Annotated in this window: 20 protein-coding genes and 1 pseudogene; 6 read left to right on the forward strand and 15 right to left on the reverse strand. The window is 61.3% G+C overall.

The window, feature by feature from the left end:
- Positions 1 to 63 precede the first annotated feature (63 nt).
- The 8 genes from NL154_RS13895 to dnaG all read right to left on the reverse strand — a co-directional run bounded on the left by NL154_RS13895 (position 64) and on the right by dnaG (position 11,127).
- Positions 64 to 1,173: a DUF930 domain-containing protein gene (locus NL154_RS13895; protein ID WP_434734096.1), complete on the reverse strand. Its 1,110-nt coding sequence runs from the start codon at positions 1,171 to 1,173 to the stop codon at positions 64 to 66.
- A 75-nt stretch (positions 1,174 to 1,248) separates the two neighbouring features.
- Positions 1,249 to 1,542, reverse strand: a complete 294-nt coding sequence (locus NL154_RS13900; protein WP_221156790.1) for a GYD domain-containing protein — start codon at positions 1,540 to 1,542, stop codon at positions 1,249 to 1,251.
- Positions 1,543 to 1,844: 302 nt separating this feature from the next.
- Positions 1,845 to 3,902 (reverse strand): RNA polymerase sigma factor RpoD, encoded by a 2,058-nt coding sequence (rpoD, locus tag NL154_RS13905; RefSeq protein WP_210630535.1) that lies wholly within the window; start codon positions 3,900 to 3,902, stop codon positions 1,845 to 1,847.
- A gap of 473 nt (positions 3,903 to 4,375) precedes the next feature.
- A complete protein-coding gene (locus tag NL154_RS13910; protein WP_210630534.1) occupies positions 4,376 to 4,720 on the reverse strand; it encodes a GFA family protein in 345 nt (114 codons plus the stop codon).
- 10 nt (positions 4,721 to 4,730) lie between these two features.
- On the reverse strand, positions 4,731 to 5,768 hold the full coding sequence (tdh, locus tag NL154_RS13915; RefSeq protein ID WP_210630533.1) for an L-threonine 3-dehydrogenase: 1,038 nt from the start codon (positions 5,766 to 5,768) through the stop codon (positions 4,731 to 4,733).
- A gap of 215 nt (positions 5,769 to 5,983) precedes the next feature.
- Positions 5,984 to 7,171 carry a glycine C-acetyltransferase gene (locus NL154_RS13920; RefSeq protein WP_434732826.1) on the reverse strand — a complete coding sequence of 396 codons (1,188 nt, stop codon included), beginning with the start codon at positions 7,169 to 7,171 and terminating at the stop codon, positions 5,984 to 5,986.
- Between the two features lie 90 nt (positions 7,172 to 7,261).
- The gene (recQ, locus tag NL154_RS13925; RefSeq protein WP_434732827.1) at positions 7,262 to 9,130 is read right to left on the reverse strand and encodes a DNA helicase RecQ; all 1,869 of its coding nucleotides are present in this window, start codon (positions 9,128 to 9,130) and stop codon (positions 7,262 to 7,264) included.
- Positions 9,130 to 11,127, reverse strand: a complete 1,998-nt coding sequence (dnaG, locus tag NL154_RS13930) for a DNA primase (protein WP_434732828.1) — start codon at positions 11,125 to 11,127, stop codon at positions 9,130 to 9,132. The genes recQ and dnaG overlap by 1 nt, the downstream gene beginning before the upstream one ends.
- A gap of 667 nt (positions 11,128 to 11,794) precedes the next feature.
- Between dnaG and NL154_RS13935 the strand changes: the two genes are divergently transcribed.
- Positions 11,795 to 12,685, forward strand: coding sequence for a hypothetical protein (locus NL154_RS13935; RefSeq protein ID WP_434732829.1), 891 nt, complete (start codon positions 11,795 to 11,797; stop codon positions 12,683 to 12,685).
- A 3-nt stretch (positions 12,686 to 12,688) separates the two neighbouring features.
- On the opposite strand, the gene NL154_RS13940 is transcribed toward NL154_RS13935, so the two are convergent.
- Positions 12,689 to 13,144 (reverse strand): GatB/YqeY domain-containing protein, encoded by a 456-nt coding sequence (locus tag NL154_RS13940; RefSeq protein WP_210630528.1) that lies wholly within the window; start codon positions 13,142 to 13,144, stop codon positions 12,689 to 12,691.
- Positions 13,145 to 13,413: 269 nt separating this feature from the next.
- Here NL154_RS13940 and carA point away from each other — a divergent pair, with 269 nt between their 5' ends.
- On the forward strand, positions 13,414 to 14,619 hold the full coding sequence (gene carA / locus NL154_RS13945) for a glutamine-hydrolyzing carbamoyl-phosphate synthase small subunit (protein WP_210631588.1): 1,206 nt from the start codon (positions 13,414 to 13,416) through the stop codon (positions 14,617 to 14,619).
- 614 nt (positions 14,620 to 15,233) lie between these two features.
- Positions 15,234 to 16,163 (forward strand): annotated as a pseudogene (locus tag NL154_RS13950) (IS110 family transposase); the annotation flags it as partial.
- Between the two features lie 89 nt (positions 16,164 to 16,252).
- On the opposite strand, the gene NL154_RS13955 reads toward NL154_RS13950, so the two are convergent.
- Positions 16,253 to 18,025 carry an adenylate/guanylate cyclase domain-containing protein gene (locus tag NL154_RS13955; protein WP_210630527.1) on the reverse strand — a complete coding sequence of 591 codons (1,773 nt, stop codon included), beginning with the start codon at positions 18,023 to 18,025 and terminating at the stop codon, positions 16,253 to 16,255.
- A 275-nt stretch (positions 18,026 to 18,300) separates the two neighbouring features.
- Between NL154_RS13955 and NL154_RS13960 the strand changes: the two genes are divergently transcribed.
- On the forward strand, positions 18,301 to 18,621 hold the full coding sequence (locus tag NL154_RS13960) for an antibiotic biosynthesis monooxygenase family protein (protein ID WP_210630526.1): 321 nt from the start codon (positions 18,301 to 18,303) through the stop codon (positions 18,619 to 18,621).
- Between the two features lie 16 nt (positions 18,622 to 18,637).
- On the opposite strand, the gene NL154_RS13965 is transcribed toward NL154_RS13960, so the two are convergent.
- From NL154_RS13965 to NL154_RS13975, 3 genes are all read right to left on the reverse strand, one after another.
- Positions 18,638 to 20,041 carry an MATE family efflux transporter gene (locus NL154_RS13965; RefSeq protein WP_210630525.1) on the reverse strand — a complete coding sequence of 468 codons (1,404 nt, stop codon included), beginning with the start codon at positions 20,039 to 20,041 and terminating at the stop codon, positions 18,638 to 18,640.
- Between the two features lie 145 nt (positions 20,042 to 20,186).
- Entirely contained in the window at positions 20,187 to 21,431 is a 1,245-nt protein-coding gene (locus NL154_RS13970; RefSeq protein ID WP_221146995.1) for a TCR/Tet family MFS transporter, read from the reverse strand.
- Between the two features lie 61 nt (positions 21,432 to 21,492).
- Positions 21,493 to 21,663: a hypothetical protein gene (locus NL154_RS13975; RefSeq protein ID WP_434732830.1), complete on the reverse strand. Its 171-nt coding sequence runs from the start codon at positions 21,661 to 21,663 to the stop codon at positions 21,493 to 21,495.
- Positions 21,664 to 21,797: 134 nt separating this feature from the next.
- On the opposite strand from NL154_RS13975, the gene NL154_RS13980 reads away from it, so the two are divergent.
- A complete protein-coding gene (locus NL154_RS13980) occupies positions 21,798 to 22,790 on the forward strand; it encodes an aldo/keto reductase (protein WP_434732831.1) in 993 nt (330 codons plus the stop codon).
- 158 nt (positions 22,791 to 22,948) lie between these two features.
- Here NL154_RS13980 and ypfJ read toward each other — a convergent pair whose 3' ends face one another.
- The gene (ypfJ, locus tag NL154_RS13985) at positions 22,949 to 23,866 is read right to left on the reverse strand and encodes a KPN_02809 family neutral zinc metallopeptidase (protein ID WP_221146993.1); all 918 of its coding nucleotides are present in this window, start codon (positions 23,864 to 23,866) and stop codon (positions 22,949 to 22,951) included.
- Between the two features lie 109 nt (positions 23,867 to 23,975).
- Complete coding sequence (locus tag NL154_RS13990) at positions 23,976 to 24,122, reverse strand: hypothetical protein (RefSeq protein ID WP_221164441.1); 147 nt, start codon at positions 24,120 to 24,122, stop codon at positions 23,976 to 23,978.
- Between the two features lie 184 nt (positions 24,123 to 24,306).
- Here NL154_RS13990 and NL154_RS13995 point away from each other — a divergent pair, with 184 nt between their 5' ends.
- Positions 24,307 to 25,335 (forward strand): zinc-dependent alcohol dehydrogenase family protein, encoded by a 1,029-nt coding sequence (locus tag NL154_RS13995; RefSeq protein WP_434732832.1) that lies wholly within the window; start codon positions 24,307 to 24,309, stop codon positions 25,333 to 25,335.
- Positions 25,336 to 25,394 lie beyond the last annotated feature (59 nt).

Raw genomic sequence — 25,394 nt, forward strand, 5'->3', positions numbered from 1 at the left:
GACAGGCTAGGTGCGGTTCCTTGCGCGTGGCTGGTTCCAGTGACGCCGTTGTGGATCGCGTAACTACTCACGAATGCTGTAGGTTGCGTACTGGTTGCGAGGGATCAGCCCACCGGCCTCATGGGCAAACGAGACGACTTTCGTGGCATCCCCGTTGACCTCGCAACGAAAACGGATTTTGTACCAGCCTTTAGCAGTGCGGAAAGCCGCACTTTTTATGTCGAGAACTGTGCCGCGGGATAGTGGGAAAGTGGGCACTATAATCGGCTGAAAGCTAGGCGAGCCATGAAAGAGCTGTTGCTGGAGCTCGTTGCCGCAAAGCTGGGCGACACGTTTGCCGCGCGGCACCCCGCTCATCGCTATCCTCGCCACTGGATCATCGTCAGCTGTCTGCGAAAATAACGTCTTTGCTTTGGGCAGGTCGTCCTTTGCAACTTCCGCCTTCGGCGGCTCAGGAGGGTTCTGCGCCTGTGGCTTGACGACTTCAATATCAGTCTTGGCGTCACCGTTAGTTTCTGCCAAAGGCGCATTGCGCTCGTGAGAAACATCAGCCGTAGCAACCTCAGGAAGCTTTACATCCTCCGGAACCGGCCTTTCCGGCGGCGTCTCAGTCTGCGGCTTTTCTGCAGAAGTCTCAGCAAGCGCCTGTTCCGGCTGTGTGTGATGCTGAGGTGCGGCTGTCGCAGGTTTAGCGTCGCCCTGGGATGAATTCCCCGCTGCCGATATTTCGGGTCCACTGTCCCTGTCACCGAACTCAAAGACAGGCTTCAAGCTTGGCATAGGGGTGGCAGGCTTGGCCTGTTCTGCTGTCCTGTTTTCAGCCGGAGGCGGCGGTGGAGGAGGAGGCGGTGGAGGCAACTCAGCCTTCGCCTGCTCTTGCGGCTTCTCTTCCTCTTTCGGTTTCTCCTCGACCTTTTTCTCCTCCGGCTTCTTCTCCTCCGGCGGCGGGACGAGCTCGACCTTCACGCTCTCGTCCTCCGGGGGCTTCGGTTCGATCTTCGGCAAGCCGAAAATCAGAAGCGCAACGACCGGCACGTGCAGAAGCACGGACACACCGATCCCCCAGCGGATTTCGGGCCGCCGTTTTGCCGTTTCGTGATTCGTCTCCACCAAGTCCACTTCGTCTGTCACAGCAGCGATGTGGCCTTTAAAGCCGGCAGCATCAAGCCGCAAAAGCAAAAAACCTCGTGATCGCCGCCCGGCTGATGGGCCGGCGGGGCCGTTGTCGCCACCTGATTGTGGCTCGGTCTAGCTGATCGAACCTATCAGATCCCGATAGGCCGCCTCCGGAAAGGCCTTCAGCGTCTCGGTCCGGACATTGCCGCCCATGGACAGAGACAGGGTGAAATGCGCCATGACGGCATCATCGGGCGCCTCGCAGACGGCGACCATGTCGTGCCCGCCCATTGTCAGAAAAAACTGGTTGAATGAGCCGCCGACGCTGGCGAGCAATTTCTTCGCCGCGTCCAGCCGTTTCGGCGAGTCTCGGACATTGCGGATGCCCTGGTCCGTCCAATCGATCAAAAGAATATAAGTGGTCATATCGCACCTCCCAGAGCGTGGTGCCGAAAAGGTGAGCAGACGACATCATGCTCTCTCCTGGATGAGATCCGGATTCGGATTTCAGGCCGGCAAGGCCTGCAATCATCTGGACCCGACGGAAGTTGGCCATGCAGGCAGATGTCGCCCCTCGCACGTTGCGATCGATCCTTCCCCCGCGGCCGGATTATAGGCTTGTCACCACAAGGCGACAAGAAGCCGCCGGGATCATTGGTACTAATCATAAAAGCAAAAGCCGGGCGTAAAACCCGGCTTTTCCAATTCATGACGGCATTGTCGAAGCGTCAGCTGTCGAGGAAGGAGCGCAGCTTTCTCGAGCGGCTCGGATGCTTCAGCTTGCGCAGCGCCTTCGCTTCGATCTGGCGGATACGTTCGCGGGTGACCGAGAACTGTTGGCCGACTTCTTCCAGCGTGTGGTCGGTGTTCATGCCGATGCCGAAGCGCATGCGCAGCACGCGCTCTTCGCGCGGCGTCAGCGAGGCGAGAACGCGGGTCGTCGTCTCACGCAGGTTCGCCTGGATGGCGGCGTCGATGGGCAGCAGCGCATTCTTGTCCTCGATGAAATCGCCGAGGTGTGAATCCTCTTCGTCGCCGACCGGGGTTTCGAGCGAGATCGGCTCCTTGGCGATCTTCAGGACCTTGCGGACCTTTTCGAGCGGCATGGCGAGCTTTTCGGCCAGTTCTTCCGGCGTCGGCTCACGGCCGATCTCGTGCAGCATCTGACGCGAGGTCCGGACGATCTTGTTGATCGTCTCGATCATGTGCACCGGAATGCGGATCGTGCGGGCCTGGTCGGCGATCGAGCGGGTGATCGCCTGACGGATCCACCACGTCGCATAGGTCGAGAACTTGTAGCCGCGACGGTATTCGAACTTGTCGACCGCCTTCATCAGGCCGATATTGCCTTCCTGGATGAGGTCGAGGAACTGCAGACCGCGGTTCGTGTACTTCTTGGCGATCGAGATGACGAGGCGAAGGTTCGCTTCGACCATTTCCTTCTTGGCGATGCGAGCTTCGCGCTCGCCCTTCTGCACCATATGCACGATGCGGCGGAATTCCGAGATCGAAATACCGGTTTCCGTCGCCAGATTCTGGATCTCCTGGCGGATGTCGCGGATCGTCGTATTCTCGGACTTGGCGAATTCCTTCCAGCCGCGGGCGGCCAGATTGCCGATCGACTTCATCCAGTTCGGATCGAGCTCGGCGCCCTGATATTGCTCGAGGAATGAGTCGCGCTTGACGCCGTACGATTCGGCCAGGCGCAGCAGGCGGCCTTCGTTCTGCACGAGGCGCTTGTTGATGTCGTAGAGCTGCTCGACCAGCGCGTCGATGCGGTTCTGGTTGAGCGACAGCGACTTGACCGCCTTGATCAGTTCGTCCTTGAGCTCCTTGTAGCGGCGCTCCTGGGCGGAAGACAACGTGCCGGTGGCCGCGAGGCGCTGCTCCACCTGCTGGTCCTGCAGCTTGCGCAGCTTCTTGTAAGTCTCGGCGATGATGTCGAGCGTTTCCATGACCTGCGGGCGCAGCTCGGCTTCCATCGCGGCGAGAGAGAGGTTGGATTCGTCCTCGTCTTCTTCCTCCTCTTCAGGAGGCAGGCCTTCGCCGCCGACATCGGTAATGTCGTCGTCACCGGAGCGGGCGCGCCGGGTCTTTTCCTTCTCTTCCGCCGCCTTGCGGTCGGCCTCGATCTTCTCGGGGCTCTGGAACTGCGGCGCGGCCTTGGCTTCCGGACCGGAATAGGTCGTCTCGAGATCGATGATCTCGCGCAGCAGCGTCGTGCCTTCGTTGAGTTCGTCGCGCCAGATGATCAGGGCCTGGAAGGTCAGCGGGCTCTCACAGAGGCCGGCGATCATCGTCTCGCGGCCGGCTTCGATGCGCTTGGCGATCGCGATTTCGCCCTCGCGCGACAGAAGCTCCACCGAGCCCATCTCGCGCAGATACATGCGCACCGGATCATCGGTACGGTCGGTCGGCTCTTTCTTCTTGGCGGTCGCCAGCGCGGTGCCAGCCGAAGGCGCGAGTTCGCCGCCTTCGCTGTCCTCATCGCCGCCGGCGTCATCGTCATCGCCGCTGCCGGAAGCACCAGCCTCTTCGGCTTCCTCGTCCTCGATAACGTTGATGCCCATGTCCGACAGCATCGACATCGTGTCTTCGATCTGCTCGGAGGTCACTTCCTCGGACGGCAGGACGGCGTTCAGCTCGTCCATCGTCACATAGCCGCGCTTCTTGGCGGCCTTGATCATCTTCTTGACCGCGTCGTCGGAAAGATCGAGAAGAGGGCCGTCGCTTGCGCCGTCGCGTTCGACTTCCGCGTCTTCGTTCTCTTTGACCTTGGTTGCCATTTATATCGTCGCCTTCCTGACGCTATCCAATCTCGCTACGGTGAATGGGCCGTCTCAGGGCCTGACGCGCCGCTCGCGTCGCCCTTCAATCACCTGAGCCCACCTAACGGGATGACATTTAAAGTCTGATTAACCACGATCGCCGGCACCGGACAGCAAAGTTTTCTTGCCTTTGGATTTCCGGCCATGGTTGCGCGATCCGCCTTGACCCTGTTCACCGCTTCAACAAGTCGAACGGTGATTCCCACATTTTTTGTTCTCGTCAAGCTTTTCCAGCAAAAAAGCCCGCGAAAACTCGGAAAAAGCCTTATCCACAGGCTTTGAACCGCGGCTGCGATTGCGAACCTTATTTAAGAAGCAGCAAACAAAAGACAAGGGCGGCCGAGATTTTGCTCGCCGCGCCCGTTGTTTCAGCTTATTGACGCAGTTGCGACGGGGATATATTTCCCTCTTTCCGGGCGGGTATCAGCGGGCTAATGCGCAGCGCCATCATAGGGCGTCACCTTCAGTGCGCCGAGATCGACAGCGGGAATGCAGCGCAGATTGATCGAAGCCATCGCCGAGCCATTAGGGGCCACGCCCTCGCCGAAGGGTGCGATGCCGCATTTGGCGCAGAAATGATGCCGGATGACGTGCCTGTTGAAAGTATAAGTCGAGATATTTTCCTCAGGTGTCTTCAGCACCAGCTTCTCGCGCGGCACGAAGGCAAGAAGGCCGCCCCGCCTGCGGCAGAGCGAACAGTTGCAGTCGAGCGCCTCTGTGAATTCGCCTTCGACAGTGAAAGCGATGTTGCCGCAATGACAGCTTCCATAGAGCATGTCGTCCTCCTCACATCCAATCCATCACGACCTTGCCTGAATTGCCCGACCGCATCGCCTCGAAACCGTCGCGGAAATCGTCGATCTTGATGCGATGGGTAATGATCGGCGAAAGATCGAGGCCGCCCTGGACGAAGGCAATCATCTTGTACCAGGTCTCGAACATCTCACGGCCATAGATGCCCTTGAGATTGAGCATCTTGAAGATCACCTTGTTCCAGTCGATCTCGAACCCGGCCGGTGCAATGCCGAGAATGGCGATCTTGCCGCCATTGTTCATCTTGTCGATCATATCGCGGAAGGCGGGTGCTGCGCCCGACATTTCGAGCCCCACGTCGAACCCTTCCGTCATGCCGATCGCCTTCATCACGTCGGCGAGATTTTCTTTCGATGCGTCGACGACATGGTCGATACCGAGCTTGCGCGCCAGGTCCAGACGATGCGGATTGATATCGGTGATGACGACCTTGCGAGCGCCGGAACGCTTGGCGACGAGCGCCCCCATGATGCCGATCGGGCCGGCGCCGGTGACGAGCACGTCCTCGCCGACGAGATCGAAGGAAAGCGCGGTATGCACGGCATTGCCGAAGGGGTCGAAGATCGCGGCGATCTCGTCGGATATATCGTCCGGGATCGGCACGACATTGCTTTCGGGAATGCAGACGAATTCGCCAAAGGAACCCGGCCGGTTGACGCCGACCCCCAGCGTGTTGCGGCAGAGATGCCCCCTGCCCGCGCGGCAATTGCGGCACTTGCCGCAGACGATATGCCCCTCGCCGGAGACCCGCTCGCCGACATGATAGCGGGTGACCGCCGAACCGACCTCGGCGATCTCACCGGAGAATTCATGACCGACGACCATCGGCACCGGAATAGTCTTCTGCGCCCACTGGTCCCAATTCCAGATATGAACGTCGGTGCCGCAGATCGCCGATTTCTTCACCCGGATCAGCACATCGTTCGGCCCGACCTCCGGCACCGGCACATTCTCCATCCAGAGCCCGACCTCGGGCCTCGACTTGACCAGCGCCTTCATCATGTTCGACATAGTTGTATCCTTGGTCAGTGCCTATTCCGGCTCCTCATCCGCCTGCTGGCACCGTCTCCCCGCGCGCGGGGCGAAGGGGATGTGCCGCACCGGTTTCGTCACCCTTAACGCTGCCTTTGCCACGTCCCCTCGCCCCGTTACGGGGGTCCGCAGGACGGATCGAGACCAGTGGCTCGACCCCGGCAAGGGTTAGGGTGAGGGGCAATCTTCCATTCTCAAATCACCCCCAACTCCCGCCCCGCCTCGGCAAAGGCTGCAATCGCCCGCTCGACATCTTGACGCGAGTGCGCCGCCGACATCTGCGTGCGGATACGGGCCTGGCCCTTCGGCACCACCGGGAAAAAGAAGCCGATGACATAGATCCCCTTCTTCAGCATCAGGCTTGCCATGTCCTGCGCGAGCTTGGCATCGCCAAGCATGACCGGGATGATCGGGTGGCCCTCGCCGGCGAGCCTGAAGCCGAGCTTCGTCATTTCAATGCGGAAGAGATCGGCATTGTCGGCAAGGCGCTTGCGTAGAGCATCGCCGTTTTCGATCAGGTCGAATACTTTGAGCGAGGCGGCAGCGATGACGGGGGCCAGCGTGTTCGAGAACAGATAGGGCCGCGAACGCTGCCGCAGCCATTCGACGACTTCGGCTCTCGCCGAAGTGTAACCGCCGGACGCGCCGCCGAGCGCCTTGCCGAGCGTTCCGGTGATGATATCGATCCGGCCCTCGACGCCGCAATGTTCCGGCGAGCCGCGACCGTTCCTGCCGACGAAACCAACCGCATGGCTGTCGTCGACCATGACCATGGCGCCGTATTTCTCGGCGAGATCGCAGACGCCACCGAGATTGGCGATGATGCCGTCCATGGAGAAGACGCCGTCGGTGGCAATCAGCTTGAAGCGGCTGCCTTCGGCCTTTTTCAGCTCCTCTTCCAGCGCCGTCATGTCGTTGTTGGCGTAACGGAAGCGCTTGGCCTTGGAGAGCCGCACGCCATCGATGATCGAGGCATGGTTCAGCGCGTCGGAAATGATCGCATCCTCTTCGCCAAGCAGCGTCTCGAACAGGCCGCCATTGGCATCGAAGCAGGAGGAATAGAGGATCGTATCCTCCATGCCGAGGAAGGAGGAAATGCGGGCTTCGAGTTGCTTATGCTCCTCCTGCGTGCCGCAGATGAAGCGCACCGAAGCCATGCCGTAGCCGTAGCGGTCGAGCGCCTTCTTGCCGGCCTCGGCCAGTTCCTCGTTGTCGGCAAGGCCGAGATAGTTGTTGGCGCAGAAATTCAGCACCCGCTCGCCGGTGGAAATCGCAATCTCGCCCGCCTGCTTGGAACTGATGACCCTCTCTGACTTGTAGAGGCCGGCATCCCTGAGCGCCGAAATTTCGGCCCGGAGATGGGAAAGAAATGGCGAGGTCATGGGCGGCCCTTCCTGACGTTTTTTATAGCAATCGGGTTAGCATATCGCTGCTTGCTTGTCTTCTCGCTGCACCAAAATCAGCGGGCCCGTTCAATCCTTGTCATGCGAAAGAATGATCTCCAGGAAAGCGTCGCCATAACGCTCGAGCTTCGATTGCCCGACGCCCGATATGCCGAGCAATTCCTTCCGGCTGCGCGGCCGTTCCGTCGCAAAGGCAATGAGCGTCGTATCGGGAAAGACGACATAAGGCGGCACGCCGAGCGATTTGGCGATCGCCATGCGCTCGGCTCTCAGCGCCTCGAAAAGCGTGCCGTCGGCCCCCGTCAGGCCCGATTTGCGCTCGCTGCGCTCGGCCTTCTTCGTGCGCCGTTCCGAGGCCGGCCGATCCTTGCGGAAGAAAACCTGCCGTTCATGCTTGAAGACGGCGCGCGCCTCCGGCTCCAGCTTCAGCGCCCCATAGGCCTCATGATCGATACGGATCAGCCCCATGGCGAGCAGCTGGCGGTAGACGGATTGCCAGGTGCGCGCCGGAATGTCCTTGCCGGCGCCGAAGACCGGCATATTCACATGGCCGAAACGCTCGGTCTTTTCGTTGATGTTACCGACCAGCACATCGATGACATGACCGGCGCCGAAACGCTCGCCGGTGCGGTAGACGGCGGCGAGCGCCTTGATCGCCGCATCCGTGCCTTCCCAGGTCTCGACCGGCTTCAGGCAGGTGTCGCAATTGCCGCATTGGCCGGCATGCGCCTCGCCGAAATGGGCAAGGATCGCCTGCCGGCGGCAGGAGGCGGTTTCGCAGATCGCGAGCAAAGCGTTGAGCTTAGCGCGCTCGATCCGCTTGATCTCGTCTGCGGCATTGCCCTCGTCGATCATGCGGCGGCGCTGGATGACGTCGGCCATGCCATAGGCCATCCAGACCTCGGACGGCAGCCCGTCTCGGCCGGCGCGCCCGGTTTCCTGATAATAGGCCTCCACCGAACCCGGCAGGTCGAGATGGGCGACATAGCGCACATTCGGCTTGTCGATGCCCATGCCGAAGGCGACTGTGGCGACCAGGCAGAGGTTCTCTTCTTTGAGGAAAGCATCCTGATTGGCGTCGCGCAGCGCCCGGTCCATGCCGGCGTGATAGGGTAGCGCACGGATGCCCTGCCCGTTCAGCCAGTCGGCCGTATCCTCGACCTTGGCGCGCGACAGGCAATAGACGATGCCGCTGTTGCCCTTGTGGCCGGAGAGGAAACGCAGGAGCTGCTGGCGCGGCTGGTCGCGCTCGACGATTTCATAGGCAATATTCGCCCGGTCGAAGCTGGTTGTGAAGATTTCGGCATTGCCGAGCCCCAGCCGCTCGATGATATCGTCACGCGTATGCGGGTCCGCCGTTGCCGTCAGCGCCACGCGGGGCACATCAGGATACTGCTCGGCGAGGCGGCCGAGCTCGCGATATTCCGGCCGGAAATCATGGCCCCATTGCGAGACGCAGTGGGCTTCGTCGATCGCAAACAGCGCGATCTTCTCACTGGCGATCAGCTCGCGGAAACCGTCCGTCAGGATGCGCTCGGGCGTCACGTAGAGGAGGTCGAGCTTTCCCGCCGAAAGCGCCCGGCGAACCTCGACGAACTCCTCGCGCGACAGCGACGAATTGAGTGCCGCAGCCCTGATGCCGAGCTGCTTCATCGCCTCCACCTGATCGCGCATCAACGCAATCAGCGGCGAGACGACGATGCCGACGCCGTCGCGGCAAAGCGCCGGAATCTGGAAACACAGTGATTTTCCCGCACCTGTCGGAAAGAGCACCACGGCATCGCCGCCCGAAACGATATGCTCGACCACCTGCTGCTGCTTGCCGCGGAAGGAGGAATAACCATAGACCTGCTTCAGGACGTCGAGCGGCGAGCGGCCGGCGGAAAACAGCGCATCGGAAGCGGAAAAGCCTGGCTCATTGCGTTCGCTGAGCGGCATCAGTGGCTCGCCGCCCCTTTGATACGGCCGGAAAGCACGCCGAAGCCGTCGATGATCGCCTCCTGGTTCTCGAGGCGTACGCCTTCAAGATGCACTTCCTGCTGCGCCCGTATCAGCTGAACGATCGCCTCGCCGTCGCCGGCTTCGGTCGCCAGCGCAATCTCGCGTTCGAGTTCCATCTTCTGCCGTCGCAGCGCCTTCGCCCGTTTGTGGAAGGCGAGCGCCTGACGATAGCCCTCACGGGCATCCTCCATCGCCGCCTCCTCGGTCGCCGTCCACAGCCTCGCATTGCGCACCTGCTGGTCGAGGCTCTTGATAAGCGGACCGAAGCCTTCGAATTCCAGCCGTTCAGTCAGATATTCGCGCGTCAGATGCGGCCCGGCGACGGCCGCGGCTGCGCCGAGCATCGCCGACCAGAGCCGCTGCAGCTCCCGGCTGTCATATTCGATCGCGGCGATCTCGTCATAATCGTCGATCATCAGGGCCGGATGATTGACGATGGTGAGCGCCAGCACGCTCTCGCGCAGCGCCGTATTGTCCCGGTGTCCGCGCACGGGGCCCGAGCGGGCGAGCCGGTCGGAAATCAGGCTGGGGCTTTTCGGTCCTGCCTTGGCCGCATTGTCACGGCCGTTCCGGGAATTGCCGCTGAAACCGCGCCGCTCGCCATTGTTGCGGTTCTGGAACTGCGGCTGGAAGAAGGCGTTCAGCCGGTCGCGAATATCCTGCTGGTAATGGCGGCGCACATTTTCGTCGGCGATGACGGCCACAAGCTGCTTCAGCCGCGCTTCGAGCTCGGCGCGCGCCTCGGGCGTATCGAACTTGCCGGTGTTGATCTCCCGGCTCCACAACATCTCCGAAAGCGGCTTTGCCTGGCTCATCACCTTGTCGAACGGCGCACGCCCCTCATCGCGTACGAGATCATCAGGGTCCTTGCCGTCGGGCAGAAGCGCGAAGCGGACCGAGCGCCCGGGCTTCAGATGCGGCAGCGCCAGTTCGGCGGCGCGATTGGCGGCGCGGATGCCGGCGCCGTCGCCATCGAAGCAGAGCACCGGCTGCGGCACCATCTTCCAGAGCAGCTCGAGCTGGTTTTCGGTGAGCGCCGTGCCGAGCGGCGCAACGGCGTTTTCGATGCCCGCCTGATAGAGCGCGATCACGTCCATATAACCTTCGACGGCGATGATGGTGCCGCTCGCACTGTCATCTTGATCGCCGCGGCCGGGACCCTGTATGGCGCGGCGCGCGCGGGCGAAATTGTAAAGGACATTGCCCTTGTGGAAGAGCTCGGTTTCGTTGGAGTTCAGATATTTCGCGGGTGCATCTGATGACATGGCGCGGCCGCCAAAGGCGATCACCTTTTCCCGCGACGAGAGGATCGGAAACATGATGCGGTCGCGGAAGCGGTCGTAGGAGACCGGCACGTTTTCATGAACGACCAGGCCGCAGGCCTCGATCTGCTCCTTGGAAACACCCTTGCCGGCGAGGAATTCCTTCAGCGCATTGCGGCTGTCAGGCGCATAACCGAGACGGAAGGTCTCAATGGTTCGCCCCGTCAGCCCGCGATCGCGCAGATAGGCGCGCGCCTTTGCGCCATGGGCCGTCTGCAGCTGGTCCTGGAAGAAGCTGGTCGCCATTTCCATGACGTCGATCAGCGAGCCGCGCTCCTTCTCGCGCTTCTCCATCGCGGCATCGACAAGCGGCATCGGCATGCCCGCCATGTCGGCAATCTGCTGCACGGCCTCGGGAAAACTCAAGCCCTCCAGCTCCGTCAGGAAGCGGAAGTGATCGCCGGTGACGCCGCAGCCGAAGCAGTGATACCGACCCTTTCGGTCCTCGCAGTGGAAGCTCGGCGATTTCTCGCCATGGAACGGGCAGCAGGCCCAGTAGTCGCCACGCGAGACATTGGTCTTGCGCTTGTCCCAGCTGACGCGGCGCGCGATCACGTTCGAAATCGGAACGCGGTCGCGGATCTCATCGAGAAAGGTGTTGGAAAAGCGCATTTATCCCTCTTGGCCAAACTCCATATAAGCTGCTTTGCCGCACCATGCCACGAAACTCGTCGGGAAAACCCGCTATTCACAGGCAAGTGCATCCAACGGTGGCGGCGTCGGTTATCCAATCAACAACGCGTGACCACCCCTGCGACAGGGGTGCGACATTATAGTCGCCGAACAGCCTGGGGTCGGCCACCGCAACAGTTGCGACATAAGTGCTGGCGAAACACGAAATCGAATTAAAATGTTTCAAAACAGGCTTTTATCACCAAGGTCGATCGCGCCTCTTGATCCGCGCGGCGCCAACCGAACCTTCGCCTCAAGGTCGCTCGAAGCGCCGTTTCCGGCAATCATTATTTTTTTGTAATTTGAACGGAGAACCGCACCGCCATAGGTTCGATCCCAACAAAGCGATCCCCGAGCGAAGCACCATCCCTACCCCCGGCGCCGCTTCGCAAGGGTGCCTTTGCAAAACCCTCCGGCTTGGGCCTCAGCCTGCGTTGCCGGCGGGAGCAAAGAGCAAGAAGGCAGGAGCGCCCCCAGCTCCTGCCTTCTTAAATTTTAGGCTCTGTTTGCCAACTCTCCCTTTGAAATTAACCGCTTATCGACAAAACCGTTGACAGACGGCGCGTGCATGAAAGATGTGTGCGCCGAACCCCTGGACCCTTCCCCAATGGCTTTCACCGCGGAAAATCTTGCAGCAGACGATCGCTTTCTCGCTGCGATCCTACAGTGCGCCAATCAACTGCTTGCGATCTATCGCGAGAGCCCGCGCATCGCATCGATTTTCGCCGCGCAGCAGCGCTGGCTGATGGCCCATGCCGGCTTCGCACTTCATTACGGTTATCCCGACGACGGCCAGAGCGGCGGCCTCTATTCCGGCCGCTTTGTCGATTTCGCAGTCAAGAATGACATTGCCAGCCGCAACACGGCCGCAGCCTTCATGCAGGAAATGCTGGCCTATCGTTTCCTGCGTGTGGTGCCCGGACCTGACAAGCGCACACGCTATCTGGAACCGACCGAAATTGCCGAACAGCATTTCACCCGATGGCTCGTCACCCATATGATGATCCTCGACAGCCTCGACGGCGGCGAACGCGCCGACCAGATCACCGCCGCCCCCTCCGCAACAATGGCTGCGATTCAGCCGCGGATCGCAAGGGCGATCATCGGCAGTGAGTCCGTGCGCAATCCCGGCCCCACCTTCAACCTCTTCAACCGGGCGAATTCCGGCGGACTCGTGATGGATTACCTGATCTCCCGCCTTCCGCAATTTCCTCGCACGGCCGAGCGCGTCGTTATCGGTCCCCTGTCGCTCCGGGAGCTCCGCGAACAATTCATGATTTCCAATACCCACCTGAAGCGGCTTCTGACCCAGGCCGCGACCATGGAAAGCGTCGGCTGGACAGAACCTTCGCGCAAGGGTGACCTCTGGCTGTCGCGCCGCTTCATCCTCGAATATTGGAACTATCAGGCGGCGAAGTTTGCCATCGTCGATGCCGCCGCCGAGGCCGTGCTCGGACCTGCGGTCCGTCGAGAGCCGCAGGCGAGACGGGCCATCTGATGCTTATCCGTTCAAAAGCTCCTTGACGGTTGCCGATGCCTTGGCGAAATCCATTTGGCCGGCATAACGCTCCTTGAGCGCCGCCATCACCTTGCCTATGTCCTTGACTCCGGCGGCACCCGTCTCCGCGATGATCGCCGAGATATTGGCGCGCACTTCGCCGTCGGAAAGCTGCTTCGGCATGAAGTCCTGAATGACGGCGATTTCCGCACGCTCCTTGGCAGCGAGCTCCGGTCGGGAATTCTCCTCATAGATCTTTGCCGATTCGTCGCGCTGCTTTACCATCTTGGCGAGGATCTGCAGGATCTCGTCGTCACTCGCCTGCTCCTTGCCGGCGCCGCGATTGGCAATGTCGCGGTCCTTGATGGCCGCCTGAATCAGCCGAACGGTCGACAGCCGCTCCGAATCCTTGGCCTTCATCGCCTCTTTCAGCTGGGTGGCGAGTTGATCGCGCAGCATGTCTTCACTCCTTTTTTGATGCCGCTTCATAAACCACGCCGATGCGACGGATCAAATAAATTGCGCGGTCGTCGCGATAAAGCGCAGGAAAACGGCCGCAATCCCGGCTACAAAGATTGACGCTGAGCGATTGCGTGGCTATTTACCGCCACCTGCACCAAAATTCGTGATCAGGCCTGAAGCGCGCGGCATTGCCGTGCCCACACGCCTGCGAGATCAAATGGCGACGAGCGCGGCTAGGCGCATCGGCCGCCGGAAACGGGATGAAGATGACCGCAACAGCACCCTGGACAACTGAAAAGCCGACCGCCCTGCTCGTTCTTGCCGACGGCACGGTGATCGAAGGCAGGGGCATCGGCGCCACCGGCAAGGTCCAGGCCGAAGTCGTCTTCAACACGGCGCTTACCGGCTACGAAGAGATTATGACCGACCCCTCCTATCTGGGCCAGATCGTCACCTTCACCTTTCCCCACATCGGCAATATCGGCACCAACGACGAAGATATCGAGGACCTGACCCCTGCGGCCCGCCACGGCGCCGTCGGCGTCATCTTCAAGGCCGACATTACCGACCCCTCAAACTACCGCGCCGCCAAGCATCTCGACCAGTGGCTGAAGGCCCGCGGTATCATCGGCCTTTGCGGCATCGACACGCGTGCGCTCACCGCCTGGATCCGCGAGAACGGCGCTCCGAACGCGGTGATCGCCCACGACCCCAACGGCGTCTTCGACATCGAGGCGCTGAAGGCCGAAGCCAAGGCCTGGAGCGGCTTGGAAGGTCTCGATCTCGCCAAGATCGCCTCGTCCGGCCAGTCCTCACAATGGGCGCAGACGCCGTGGGTCTGGAACGAAGGTTACGGCGAACTCGGCGCGGCGGATGCGAAATATCACGTCGTCTGCCTCGATTACGGCGTCAAGCGCAACATCCTGCGCCTGTTTGCCGGCCTCGACTGCAAGGTGACCGTCGTGCCGGCAACAACGAGCGCCGAAGACGTGCTCGCCTTGCAGCCGGACGGTATCTTCCTGTCGAACGGTCCCGGCGATCCAGCGGCAACCGGCGAATATGCCGTGCCTGTCATCAAGACGCTTGTTAAGACCGATATCCCGGTCTTCGGCATCTGCCTCGGCCACCAGATGCTCGGCCTCGCATTGGGCGCGAAGACCGAAAAGATGCATCAGGGCCATCACGGCGCCAATCACCCGGTCAAGGATCACACGACGGGCAAGGTCGAGATCGTCTCGATGAATCACGGCTTCGCGATCGACTCGAAGTCGCTGCCCGATGGCGTTGAAGAGACTCATATTTCGCTTTTCGACGGCACCAATTGCGGCCTGCGCGTGCTCGGCAAGCAGGTTTTCTCCGTCCAGCACCATCCGGAAGCCTCACCCGGCCCGCAGGACAGCCACTATCTCTTCCGCCGCTTCGTCAACATGGTGCGCGAGAAAAAGGGCGAACCGGCGCTCGCAGAGCGGTGATTTCGAGAGTGCCGATTTGGCAGGGGCGCGTTAAACCGGCAGCCACTAGAGCTTTTCCGGGTTAGATTGAAGCATTCTGTTGGCTCAAACGGAGTCGGATGGTCGACCGGCCGGCGCGTGTCGTAGCCCAGCACTACGGCCAAGCCGGCCGGTCGATCAGCCGGCCCGTTTCAGCCAACCCTCCCGCAGATTTGCTTGGCAAATCTGCAAGACCTTGGAATCGCCGGACGCACTTGTCGCTTCGCCCACGGCGAAGCGGTGCGGCCGGTGGGCCGGGCATGTTTCCGCCAGGATCAAAGGCGATTGGCTCGGACGTACCTGGGGTATGCCCGTCACCAATCGCCTTCGCCCTGACGAAAACCTGCTCCGGCAGAATGCTTCAATCTAACCCGGAAAAGCTTGTCTTATGATTTCCACGCTTCTTGTTGAGATAAAGAAGCGCCGGAGAGGACGGCCATCCTTCTCCGGCGATGGGGGACGGATCGTGAAATGGCAGGTCGACGTTCTTGCGAATGCCGGGCCGAGCTAGAGTTTGATCGCCCCCATCTTTTCCTATCGTCCTGAACGGATACCTGAGCTTTGGGCTCGGATGACAAGCATAGGAGGCGGAAAAGATGACGGATATTACCATCGGCGCGGACATCTCGAAAGACCATATCGACTTGCACCGCCTGCCGGACGGCCAAACGCTGAATGTTACCAATGACCGCAAGGGCTTTGCTGCCATTCTCAAATGGATCGGCCCAAAGGGCGCGGGGCGCATTGTCTATGAGCCAACCGGCCCCTATCACAAGGCCTTCGAGCGCTTCATGGCGATGCAGGGATTGCAGCTCTGCAAGGTCAATCCCCGCGTTGCCCGGCGCTTTGCAGAGGCCACCGGCCGGCTTGCGAAGACAGACAGGATCGATGCCGCACTGTTGGCCCGCTTCGGCGCGCTTCTTGAACCGCGCATCCTGCAAGCCAACACGCAAATCCACAATGATCTGAAAGAGTTGCATATGGCGCGGCTGGCCCTCATCAAGGACAGGACCGCCGCGAAGAACAGGGCGAAGAACCTGTCCAATCCACTGTTGAAGAGACATAACACCCACCGGCTCAGGCAGATCGAGCGCCAGATCAAGGCCGTGGACGAGGCCATCATGGCGCTCATTGCCGAAGACGCGACCCTGAAGGCCAGGCTCGAGATTCTCATCTCGATCCCTGGCGTGTCGCGGGTCACGGCCTTTACGCTGCTCATCGAGATGCCCGAACTGGGGGAACTTGACGAGAAGGCCGCAGCCGCGCTCTCGGGACTGGCGCCGATCTCCCGTCAGTCCGGACGATGGACCGGACGCGCTTTCATTGCCGGCGGAAGGGCCATCGTCCGGCAAGCACTCTACATGCCGGCCCTCGTTGCATGCCGCTTCAACCCGGAACTCAGCGCCAAATACGACCTCCTCATCAAAGCCGGCAAGCCGCCGAAGGTCGCCATCACAGCCATCATGCGAAAGATCATCCTGCTGGCAAACGCACTCCTGCGGAAAAACCAAAAATGGACACCAAAAGCCGCTTTGATCAAAACGGATACTCTAGCTATTACTCATCCTCCGTGCAAACGGCGGCAACGGGTTGAAGATCGGACATTAATCATTCGTCATTGTACGACACCGGCCTTGCGTAGCCCCTCCACGACAAGCTCGAAATCGGCGGGGTTCTTAAAGGGCAAGACTTTGCGGCGGTATTCCAGGGAGTATTCGGGATTGACCCGCAGCACTTCTTGCCACGTCGCGCGAGCCTCTTCGAAACGGCCGAGGTGCCCGTAACAGGCGGCCAAAAGCGCACGCGAGACATCAGTAACGGGGTTGCGGCTCACGCGCTGCAGCAGTAGTTCGACGGCCTCTTGGTACCTTCTCAATTGAAACAGAGCCAAGGCCTGAAAGTGCAGGACGACATCAGGAAAGTACGGGTTCAAGATCCTCGCCCGATCGAAACAGGCGAGTGCCTCCTCGGCTCTGCCTGAATAGATTAGTGCCTCGCCGAGGCTGACCTGCCCTTCAGCGAAGTTCGGATTGAGGACTATCGCGCGCTCGGCCTCGTTGATGGCTCTATCGTGCTGTCGCGAGTAAAGCTTGAGCACGCTCAGCGCCCAGTGTGCAACAGGATCGTTATCATCCCGCGCTACCGCCAGCGTCGCAGCCTCTTCAGCTTGCTCGATAGAGCGTTGCGGCGACGCGCTCCACCGGTTCAGGTAGTCGAGCCCGTGGGTAAGGGCGAGGAAGGCGTGCGCCGAGGCGAAGTCCGGGTCCAGTTCGACGGCACGTCGCAAAAGTTTGCGGGCGTCGCTGTTCGTCTGCTTCGTCAGCCGGTGCCACAGTTCCCGGCCACGCAGGAAGCAGTCATACGCCTCAGGGCGCCCGGTCTGCCCCGGCACCAGTCTTTTTCGATCCCCCTCTGTCAGGTTGACCGCCAGCGCATCGACGATCTGCTGCGTTACATCGTCCTGAACCGCGAATATGTCGGTTAGGTCGCGATCGAACCGCTCCGCCCATAAATGTCCGCCGGTGGTCGCGTCGATGAGCTGCGCGGTGATGCGTACCCTGTTCCCCGATTTGCGTACGCTGCCCTCAAGAACATGCCGCACGCCGAGCTTCGTGCCCACCTCCTGCACCTGGACGTTCTTGCCCTTGAAGGTGAACGACGAATTGCGGGCGATGACGAAGAGCTGCGACAGTTTCGATAGCGCCGTGATAATGTCTTCCGAGATGCCGTCGGCGAAGTAGTCCTGTTCGGCGTCACCGCTCATGTTGGCGAAGGGCAGGACGGCTATCGACAGCTTCGGCGACGTTGCCGTCGCCGGTTGGCTCGTCCCGGTTTCGGAAGTCGCGGCAGCCTTGGTCCCGGCGCTGCCGACTTGCAGCGAATAGACCCGGATCGGTTCGGCGATGTTCTTGAGTTGCGTGGTGCCGAGATCGCTGACCGAGAGATCAAGCCTCGCCTTGACCTGGCGATAGGCATCCTCGGACAGGCAGATTGTGCCCGCCGCGGCGACGCCCTCCAATCGCGAGGCGATGTTGACGCCGTCGCCCATCAGATCGCCGTCGCTTTCCTCGACGACGTCGCCCAGATGGATACCAATCCGGAACTCGATGCGACGGTCCTGCGGCACGCCGTCATTGCGCTCAACCATACCGTTCTGCACCTCAATGGCGCAGCGCACGGCGTCCACGACGCTGCGGAACTCGACCAGCGCCCCGTCGCCGGTGCGCTTCACCACCCGGCCATGGTGCACGGCGATCGTCGGATCGATGAGATCGCTGCGCAGTGCCCGTAACCTCGCCAAGGTGCGGTCCTCGTCGGCGCCGGCAAGCCGGCTGTACCCGACCACGTCTGCGGCCAGGATTGCAGCTAGCTTTCGGTTCTCGCTCATCGCGCCGTCTCCTCACTTCCAGAATAGCAGGGAGACAGAGGGCAAGAAAGAACTTCCAGCCGCGGCTTAGAGCGATCTTGGTTGAGATCGACTTTTCCAATGGCTCATGGACGCACCCGACGTTGAAGCTCCACGCAATGGTGCATCAAGCTTGGAAAATATCCCCGAAACAGGAAAGCAATGGGCATTCGACCGGCCCTTCCCCTTTCACTCTTGACCTCAAGCATGCTTGAGGAATTACAGAACTGCCTGCAGATCCGATGCAGGAGATATAGATGAGCGGAGCTTTCTATCGTATCGACAAGTTCATCGTGCCGGCGGCGGCGCGTGAGGAATTTCTTGTCAAAGTGATGATGACCCACAAGCTGCTGGAGGCACAGGAGGGCTTCATCGAACACAAGGTGCTGGAGCAGGTGGCGGGTCCCGGCGAATTCAATTTCGTCACCATTGCCGAATGGCAGAATACCGAGGTCGTCGAGCGCGCGCGGGCAGCCGTGATGGCCGCCCATAAGGCCGCAAATTTCGATCCGCAGGAAATGTTTTCGCGTCTCGGCATTCGAGCCGATATCGCCAGTTACAAGCCTGTCGCCGCCTGAGCATGAGACGGCCGGCTCAGGCGCCGGCCGTCGCTCCCTCCCGGCGAAGCAGAAGATAGAACCGTCCGCAGAGCATGGCGGCCGCCGCCGCCAGCCCGACGAGGAAGCCGAACCAGATGCCGATGCCGCCCAGACCCAGCGGAAAAGCGAAGGCCCAGGCCAGGAAGAAGCCAATCGGCCAGTAAGCGATCAGCGCCATGATCATCGGCACGCGCGCGTCCTTCAGGCCGCGCAGCAATCCGTTGGCGATCACCTGCAGCCCATCCACCAGTTGGAAAAGCCCGGCAACGACGATCAGCGGCCCGGCATAGGCGAGCACCTCGGGCGCCTCGGGCGAACTGACGTCGAGGAACCAGCTGCCGAGGAATTGCGGCATGGTGGCAAAGAGCACCGAGCCCACCGCCGAAATGGCGCAGGCGAGGATGAACACCATGATCGAAGCCCGCACCAGCCCGTCATAATCGCCCTGCCCGTGCGCGACACCCACGCGCACCGTCGCCGCCTGGCTGAGGCCGAGTGGGATCATGAAGGCGATCGAGGCCCATTGCAGGGCAATGCCGTGGGCGGCAAGTTCGATCGTGCCGATATAGCCCATCAGCAGCGAGGCAACCGTGAAAAGGCTGACCTCGGCAAGGATGGTGACGCTGATCGGGAAACCGAGCCGGATGACTTCCAGCAGCGCATGCCAATCTGGCTTCCAGAACCGCACGAAGATCTCGTAGCGGCGCGTCTCCTCCCGCCTCTGCACGAAGGCAAGGATGAAGAGGAAACCAGCCGTCTGCACCACGACCGACACGATCGCCGCACCCTCGAGCCCCATCGCCGGAAAGCCGAAATGGCCGAGCACGAGGGCATAGGCGAAGAACGCGTTCATCACCAGCGTAACAATGGTGACGTTGAGGATGATGGCTGCCTTGCCGATGGCGCTGACCAGCGCGCGCATCACGTTGAAGAGCAGTGCCGGCAGCACGCCGAACTGACCGATCATGATATAGCCATGCGCGAGCTTGGCCACCTCGGGCTTCTGCTGCGCGAAGAGCAGGATCTGCTCGGAATTGAAGAAAGCGGGCTGCATGACGGCCCAATATCCAATCACCACCCACAGCCCCATGCGCAGCGATCGGCGCACAGAGACGACGTCGCCGCGACCATAGGCCTGCGCCACCATCGGAACGACGGCGATGGCAAAACCCGAACCGAAGATGAGGATGGTGAAAAGGAATTGAGCCGACAACACCATTGCCGCCAGATGCTCGGCGCCGAGGCGCCCGACGATCATCACGTCGGTGGTATTGATGCCGAGCTGAGCGAGCTGCGCGCCGATCAGCGGAATGCCGAGCGCCAGTGTTGCGCGGAAATGCGCCCCCCAACGATTATCGCTTGTCGGCGCAAGGCTGCGCGCGTCGATCGGCGTGTCCATGACACCAGTCCTGTGATTGAGATCTGCAACGCCCCGTAGTTGGCGCAAAAATATCACTGGGGCTTAAATCAAAGCCCCGCAAAGAACTACCCCAAAACAGGCAGATGATGAAAAATTCATCATACCATCACCATTTCTGATCGGTTCAGCCCACGCCTTCCAGCGCCTCGGCCGGCTTGCGGGCTCGAACCCTCGTGAGGAATACCCCGGCGGCCAGAACAATGAGCACGGCAGCCGTGAGATAAGGCGCACCGGCAAAGGTGACGGGCGCCTCAGGCCGCGTGAAATAGCCGAACATCTGCGTGAAGATCAGCGGCCCGACAATGGTGGTGATGCTGCTGAGGCTGGTCAGCGCGCCCTGCAACTCGCCCTGCGCCGAAGGCGGCACCTTGCCGGCGGCAATACTGCGCAGCGCCGGATCGGCGACGTTTTCGATGACCGTCGCCACGATGACGACATAAACCACCCAACCCTCCCAGGCGAAGGCATAGCCGGTCAGCCCCGCAGCGGAAAAGCAGAGGCCGAGAAGCGCGGTCTTCCATTCACCGAGCAGCGGCACGACGCGCGGCAGGACCAGCCCCATGACGAGTGCTGCGCCGATGCCGTAAATGCCGAGCGAAAGACCGATCTGGCCCTCGCTCCAGCCATAGCGATAGGTCGAGACGAAAGACCAGACCGAGGGATAGACGGCATGCGCCAGGAAAAACAGGAACATGACGAGGCTGACCCCGCCGATACCAGGGTAATGGCGCATCTGGCGCAACGCGCCGAGCGGATTGGCGCGTTTCCACTCGAAGTGGCGGCGGTTCTTCGCCTCCAGCGTTTCCGGCAGCAGAAAGCAGGCGGCAATGAAATTGAGAAGCGACAAAGCGGCAGCGCCGAGGAACGGCACGCGTGGGCCAAATTCCCCGAGGAATCCACCGATGACCGGGCCGATGGTGAAGCCGACGCCGAAGGCGATGCCGATCAGTCCGAAGTTCTTCGCCCGGTTCTCCTCCGTGCTGATATCGGCGATATAGGCCGAACAGGTGGCGAAGCTGCCGCCGCTGATGCCGGCCAGCACGCGGCCGACGAACAGCATCCAGAAGCTGGTGGCGATGCCGCAGATGAAATTGTCGATTGCGAAGGTCAGCACTGAAAGAAGAAGGATCGGCCGGCGGCCGAAACGGTCGGAGAGGTTTCCGAGCAGCGGCGCGAACAGGAACTGCATGCCGGCATAAACCAGCATCAGCCAGCCACCGTCGATCGCCGCATCGCTGACACTGCCGCCGGTCAGTTGTTCCAGATAGGCGGGCAGCACCGGCATGATGATGGCGATGCCGATGATGTCAAGGAAGAGGATGATAAAGACCAGAAACAGGCCGCGGCGAACGAATTTGGGATCAAGCATGAAGCATCTCAACAGCAGTTATTTCTGAAAAGACGATCTCGTCGCCGGAAAGTGACATAGCTCAGAAAAGAAACCGAAACAATCCGTGAACACTCGACAGCATTGTTGAGTTGTACGGGAAAATCGTCAGATCCTCAACCGTCGGACGCGCACTGCTGTTTCCAATCGCCGAGGGGATGAATTCCCTTGCAATCGCCCCGGAGGCATCCAGATCAATCAAGGGATCGTGCATTGTGCATGCTCCCGCACAGCCTGTTCGGTGTCGTCCGATTATCACCCGGATGCGAAAGCGCTAAAACCGCATCGGCAGCGCTGCTTTGGCGTCGATGCCCGGTCACGCCAGGCTGGGCAACAAAGGAGAAGACAATGCAGACCTATCGTTTGGGACAGACCGGACCCGATGTCTCGGCCATCGGCCTCGGCTGCATGGGCATGTCGGGCATGTATGGTCCCGCCGACCACGCGGAGAGCATTGCGACGATCCATGCCGCGCTCGATGCCGGCATCAATCTGCTCGACACCGGCGATTTCTACGGCATGGGCCACAACGAAATGCTGGTCGGCGAGGCACTGAAGGGCCGCAGGCGGGAAGACGCTGTCATCAGCGTCAAGTTCGGCGCGCTTCGCGATCCCGCGGGCGGATGGAGCGGCATCGATGCCCGCCCGGCGGCCGTGAAGAATTTTCTCGCCTACACACTGCAGCGCCTCGGCGTCGACTATATCGACATCTACCGCCCTGCCCGCCTCGATCCGAATGTGCCGATCGAGGACACCGTCGGCGCGATCGCCGACCTGATCCAATCAGGCTACGTCAAACACATCGGTCTGTCGGAAGTCGGCGCCGAGACGATCCGTCGCGCCGCCGCCACCGCCCCGATTGTCGACCTGCAAATCGAATATTCGCTGATCTCGCGAGGGATCGAGGATCGCATCCTGCCGACGACGCGTGAACTCGGCATTTCGATTACCGCTTACGGCGTGCTTTCGCGCGGCCTGATCAGCGGCCATTGGCAGAAGGGCCAGGCCGCCGCCGGCGACTTCCGTACCCATAGTCCGCGCTTTCAGGAAGGCAATATCGATCAGAACCTCGCGCTGGTCGAGCAGCTGCGCGAGATCGCCCGAGCAAAAAGCGTCTCGGTCGCCCAGATCGCCATCGCCTGGGTCGCCGCCAAGGGCAAGGATATCGTCCCCCTCATCGGCGCCCGCCGCCGCGACCAGCTGACCGAGGCGCTCGGTTCACGCGCCGTCGACCTGTCGCCGGAGGATTTCGCCGCGATTGCACGCGCCGTGCCAAAGGACGCGGCCGCGGGCGGGCGTTATCCGGAACATATGCTGCAGCATATGGATAGTGAGAGGTAAGGCGCGAGGGGGGTACAGCCCCTCACCCTAACCCTCTCCCCTAAACGGGGCGAGGGAACGTGCCATACGAGACTTGAGCGGGAAAACCGAGAGGCCGCGGCATATGCCCTTCGCCCCGCGTGCGGGGAGAAGGTGCCGGCAGGCGGATGAGGGGCATTTCAAACCGGCCCGGAAAACGTATCACACGCCGTCAGCTGCCCGCTATCGAAACCGCGCTTGAACCACCTGACACGCTGCGCCGAGGTGCCGTGGTTGAAGCTCTCGGGCACCACGTAACCCTGCGAGCGCTTCTGCAGCGTGTCGTCGCCGATCTGCTGGGCGGCGTTCAGCGCCTCCTCGAGATCACCGGCTTCCAAGATGCCCTTCTGCTGCGTGTATTTGCCCCAGATGCCGGCGAAGCAATCGGCCTGCAGCTCGACCCGCACCGACATCTTGTTGGCCTCCTCTTCGCTCATGCGCTGACGGGCCTGGTTGAACTTCGGCAGGATGCCGAGCAGGTTCTGCACGTGATGGCCGACCTCATGGGCAACGACATAGGCTTCGGCAAAATCGCCCGATGCGCCGAAGCGGTCAGACAGCTCCTGAAAGAAGGCCGTGTCGAGATAGACCTTATGATCTCCGGGGCAATAAAACGGGCCAGTCGCGGCAGAAGCGAAACCGCAGGCCGACTGCGTCTGGTCGGAGAAAAGCACGAGCCGAGGCTCCTCGTAATCTCGGCCCTGTGCCTGGAAAACGCCGCTCCAAGTATCCTCGGTCTCGGCAAGGACGGTACGGACGAAGGCGGTCATTTCGTCATTGGCGGGCGTTCGAGCACCGGATTCGCTCTGCTCATAACCGGGACCGCTTGACATGTCGCCGGTCTCGAGCACCTGCAGCAGATCGACACCCATCATCTTGAAGATGAAATAGATGATGACGAGGAAAATGATGGTACCGATGCTCAAGCCGCCGCCGGCGCGGCGGACGCCGCCGCCCGAGGGAAAGCTGAAACCACCACCACGGCCAAAACCGCCGCCTGAGGGACTGCCGCGACGATCTTCGATATTGTCGGACTGACGCCGGCCTCTCCATTCCATTTTCGTTCTCCCCGGCAATGCCCGTGCTTGCGCTCAAGGAATTTATATAACCGCCGACAGGAGGAATTCCAGCGGCTTCAACCGCATGCAACACAGGCGGTTGAGCAGCTCACTTTTTCCTCGGGTTTGGTTGCGCCGGTCCCTTTTCTCCGCCACTTTTACCGCCGCCATGCGACTTGCCTTGGCCCTGACGTGCCAGCTCCTTATCCACGGTCTCCCGCGAGCCTTCCGCCGGTTCCTTGTCTTTCGGATCCATCATCACAGCTCCAGTTTCTCGGCTCGAAAACTTCAGGGAGAGGATATTGTTCCCTCAGCCCGGTCGGCCGCAGCCATGCCTCGACATGCGTCTCCCATCACGTAAAGAAGATGCGTCAACCGCTTGACGCGACTCCTGCTTTCGCTCTTCCTGTTAGAAGGGGAGAATGCGGGAGGAGATGGCGATGAAGGCGGTACGTCTGCAAGCGACGGGACAGTTGCATCTTTGCGAAGTCGAAAGGCCGGCACCAGGTCCGGGTGAATTGCTCGTCCGGATCGAGGCCTGCGGCATCTGCGGCACCGACCGCCATATCTTCCACGGCGAATTTCCGTCGAAGCCGCCGGTGACGCTCGGCCATGAATTCGCAGGCATCATCGAGACGGTCGGACCGGGTGTGACCGATTTCCGCCCCGGCATGCGCGTGACCGGCGATCCGAACATTTCCTGCGGCGGCTGCGAGGAATGCCGGCGCGGCCGCGTCAATCTCTGCCGGAACCTCCGGGCGATCGGCATTCACCGCGACGGCGGCTTCGCGGATTATGTCTGCATGCCGCAAAGCCAGGCCTTCGCGCTGCCTGCCGATCTGGATCCGCTCCACGGCGCCTTCTGCGAGCCGCTCGCCTGCTGCATTCACGGCGTCGATCTCGCCGGGCTGCAAGCCGGCGCCTCGGTCATCGTGCTCGGTGGCGGCGTGATCGGCCTGCTCACCCTTCAGTTGGCCAGGCTCGCCGGCGCGACTCGCGTCGTGCTGGTGACGCGGAGCCCTGGAAAACGCCGGCTGGCCGAAAGCCTCGGCGCCACGGCAACAGCGGATCCGGGCAACGGCGATATCATTGCCCGTCTCACCGACGCGGACGGACTGCTGCCCGGCGGCGCCGATGTCGTGTTCGAATGCGCCGGTGTCACGGATACCATGCAGCAGGCGCCCCGGCTTGCCCGCCGCGGCGGCAGCGCCGTCATTCTCGGCGTCATGCCGCAGGGAGCAAAGATCGAGATCGAGCCCTTCGACCTGCTGTTTCGCGAAGTCCGGCTGATAAGCTCCTTCGTCAACCCTTTCACCCATGGCCGCGCCGCCGATCTGATTGCCACCGGCAGGATCAAGGTCGAGCCGTTGATCTCCCGCAGGATCGGGCTCGCAGAAGCCCCGGAAGCGATCATCAATCCGGCGCGCGGCGGCGAAATCCGGGTGCTGGTCATCCCTGGACAGGAATAGCCATTCGCGCCTATTCGGATTCCTGTCGATTCCGCGATTTATGGGGTTCCGTTTGCAAA

The organism is Rhizobium sp. YTUHZ044 (genome assembly GCF_051123975.1).
In the GTDB taxonomy this organism is placed as follows: Bacteria; Pseudomonadota; Alphaproteobacteria; order Rhizobiales; family Rhizobiaceae; genus Rhizobium.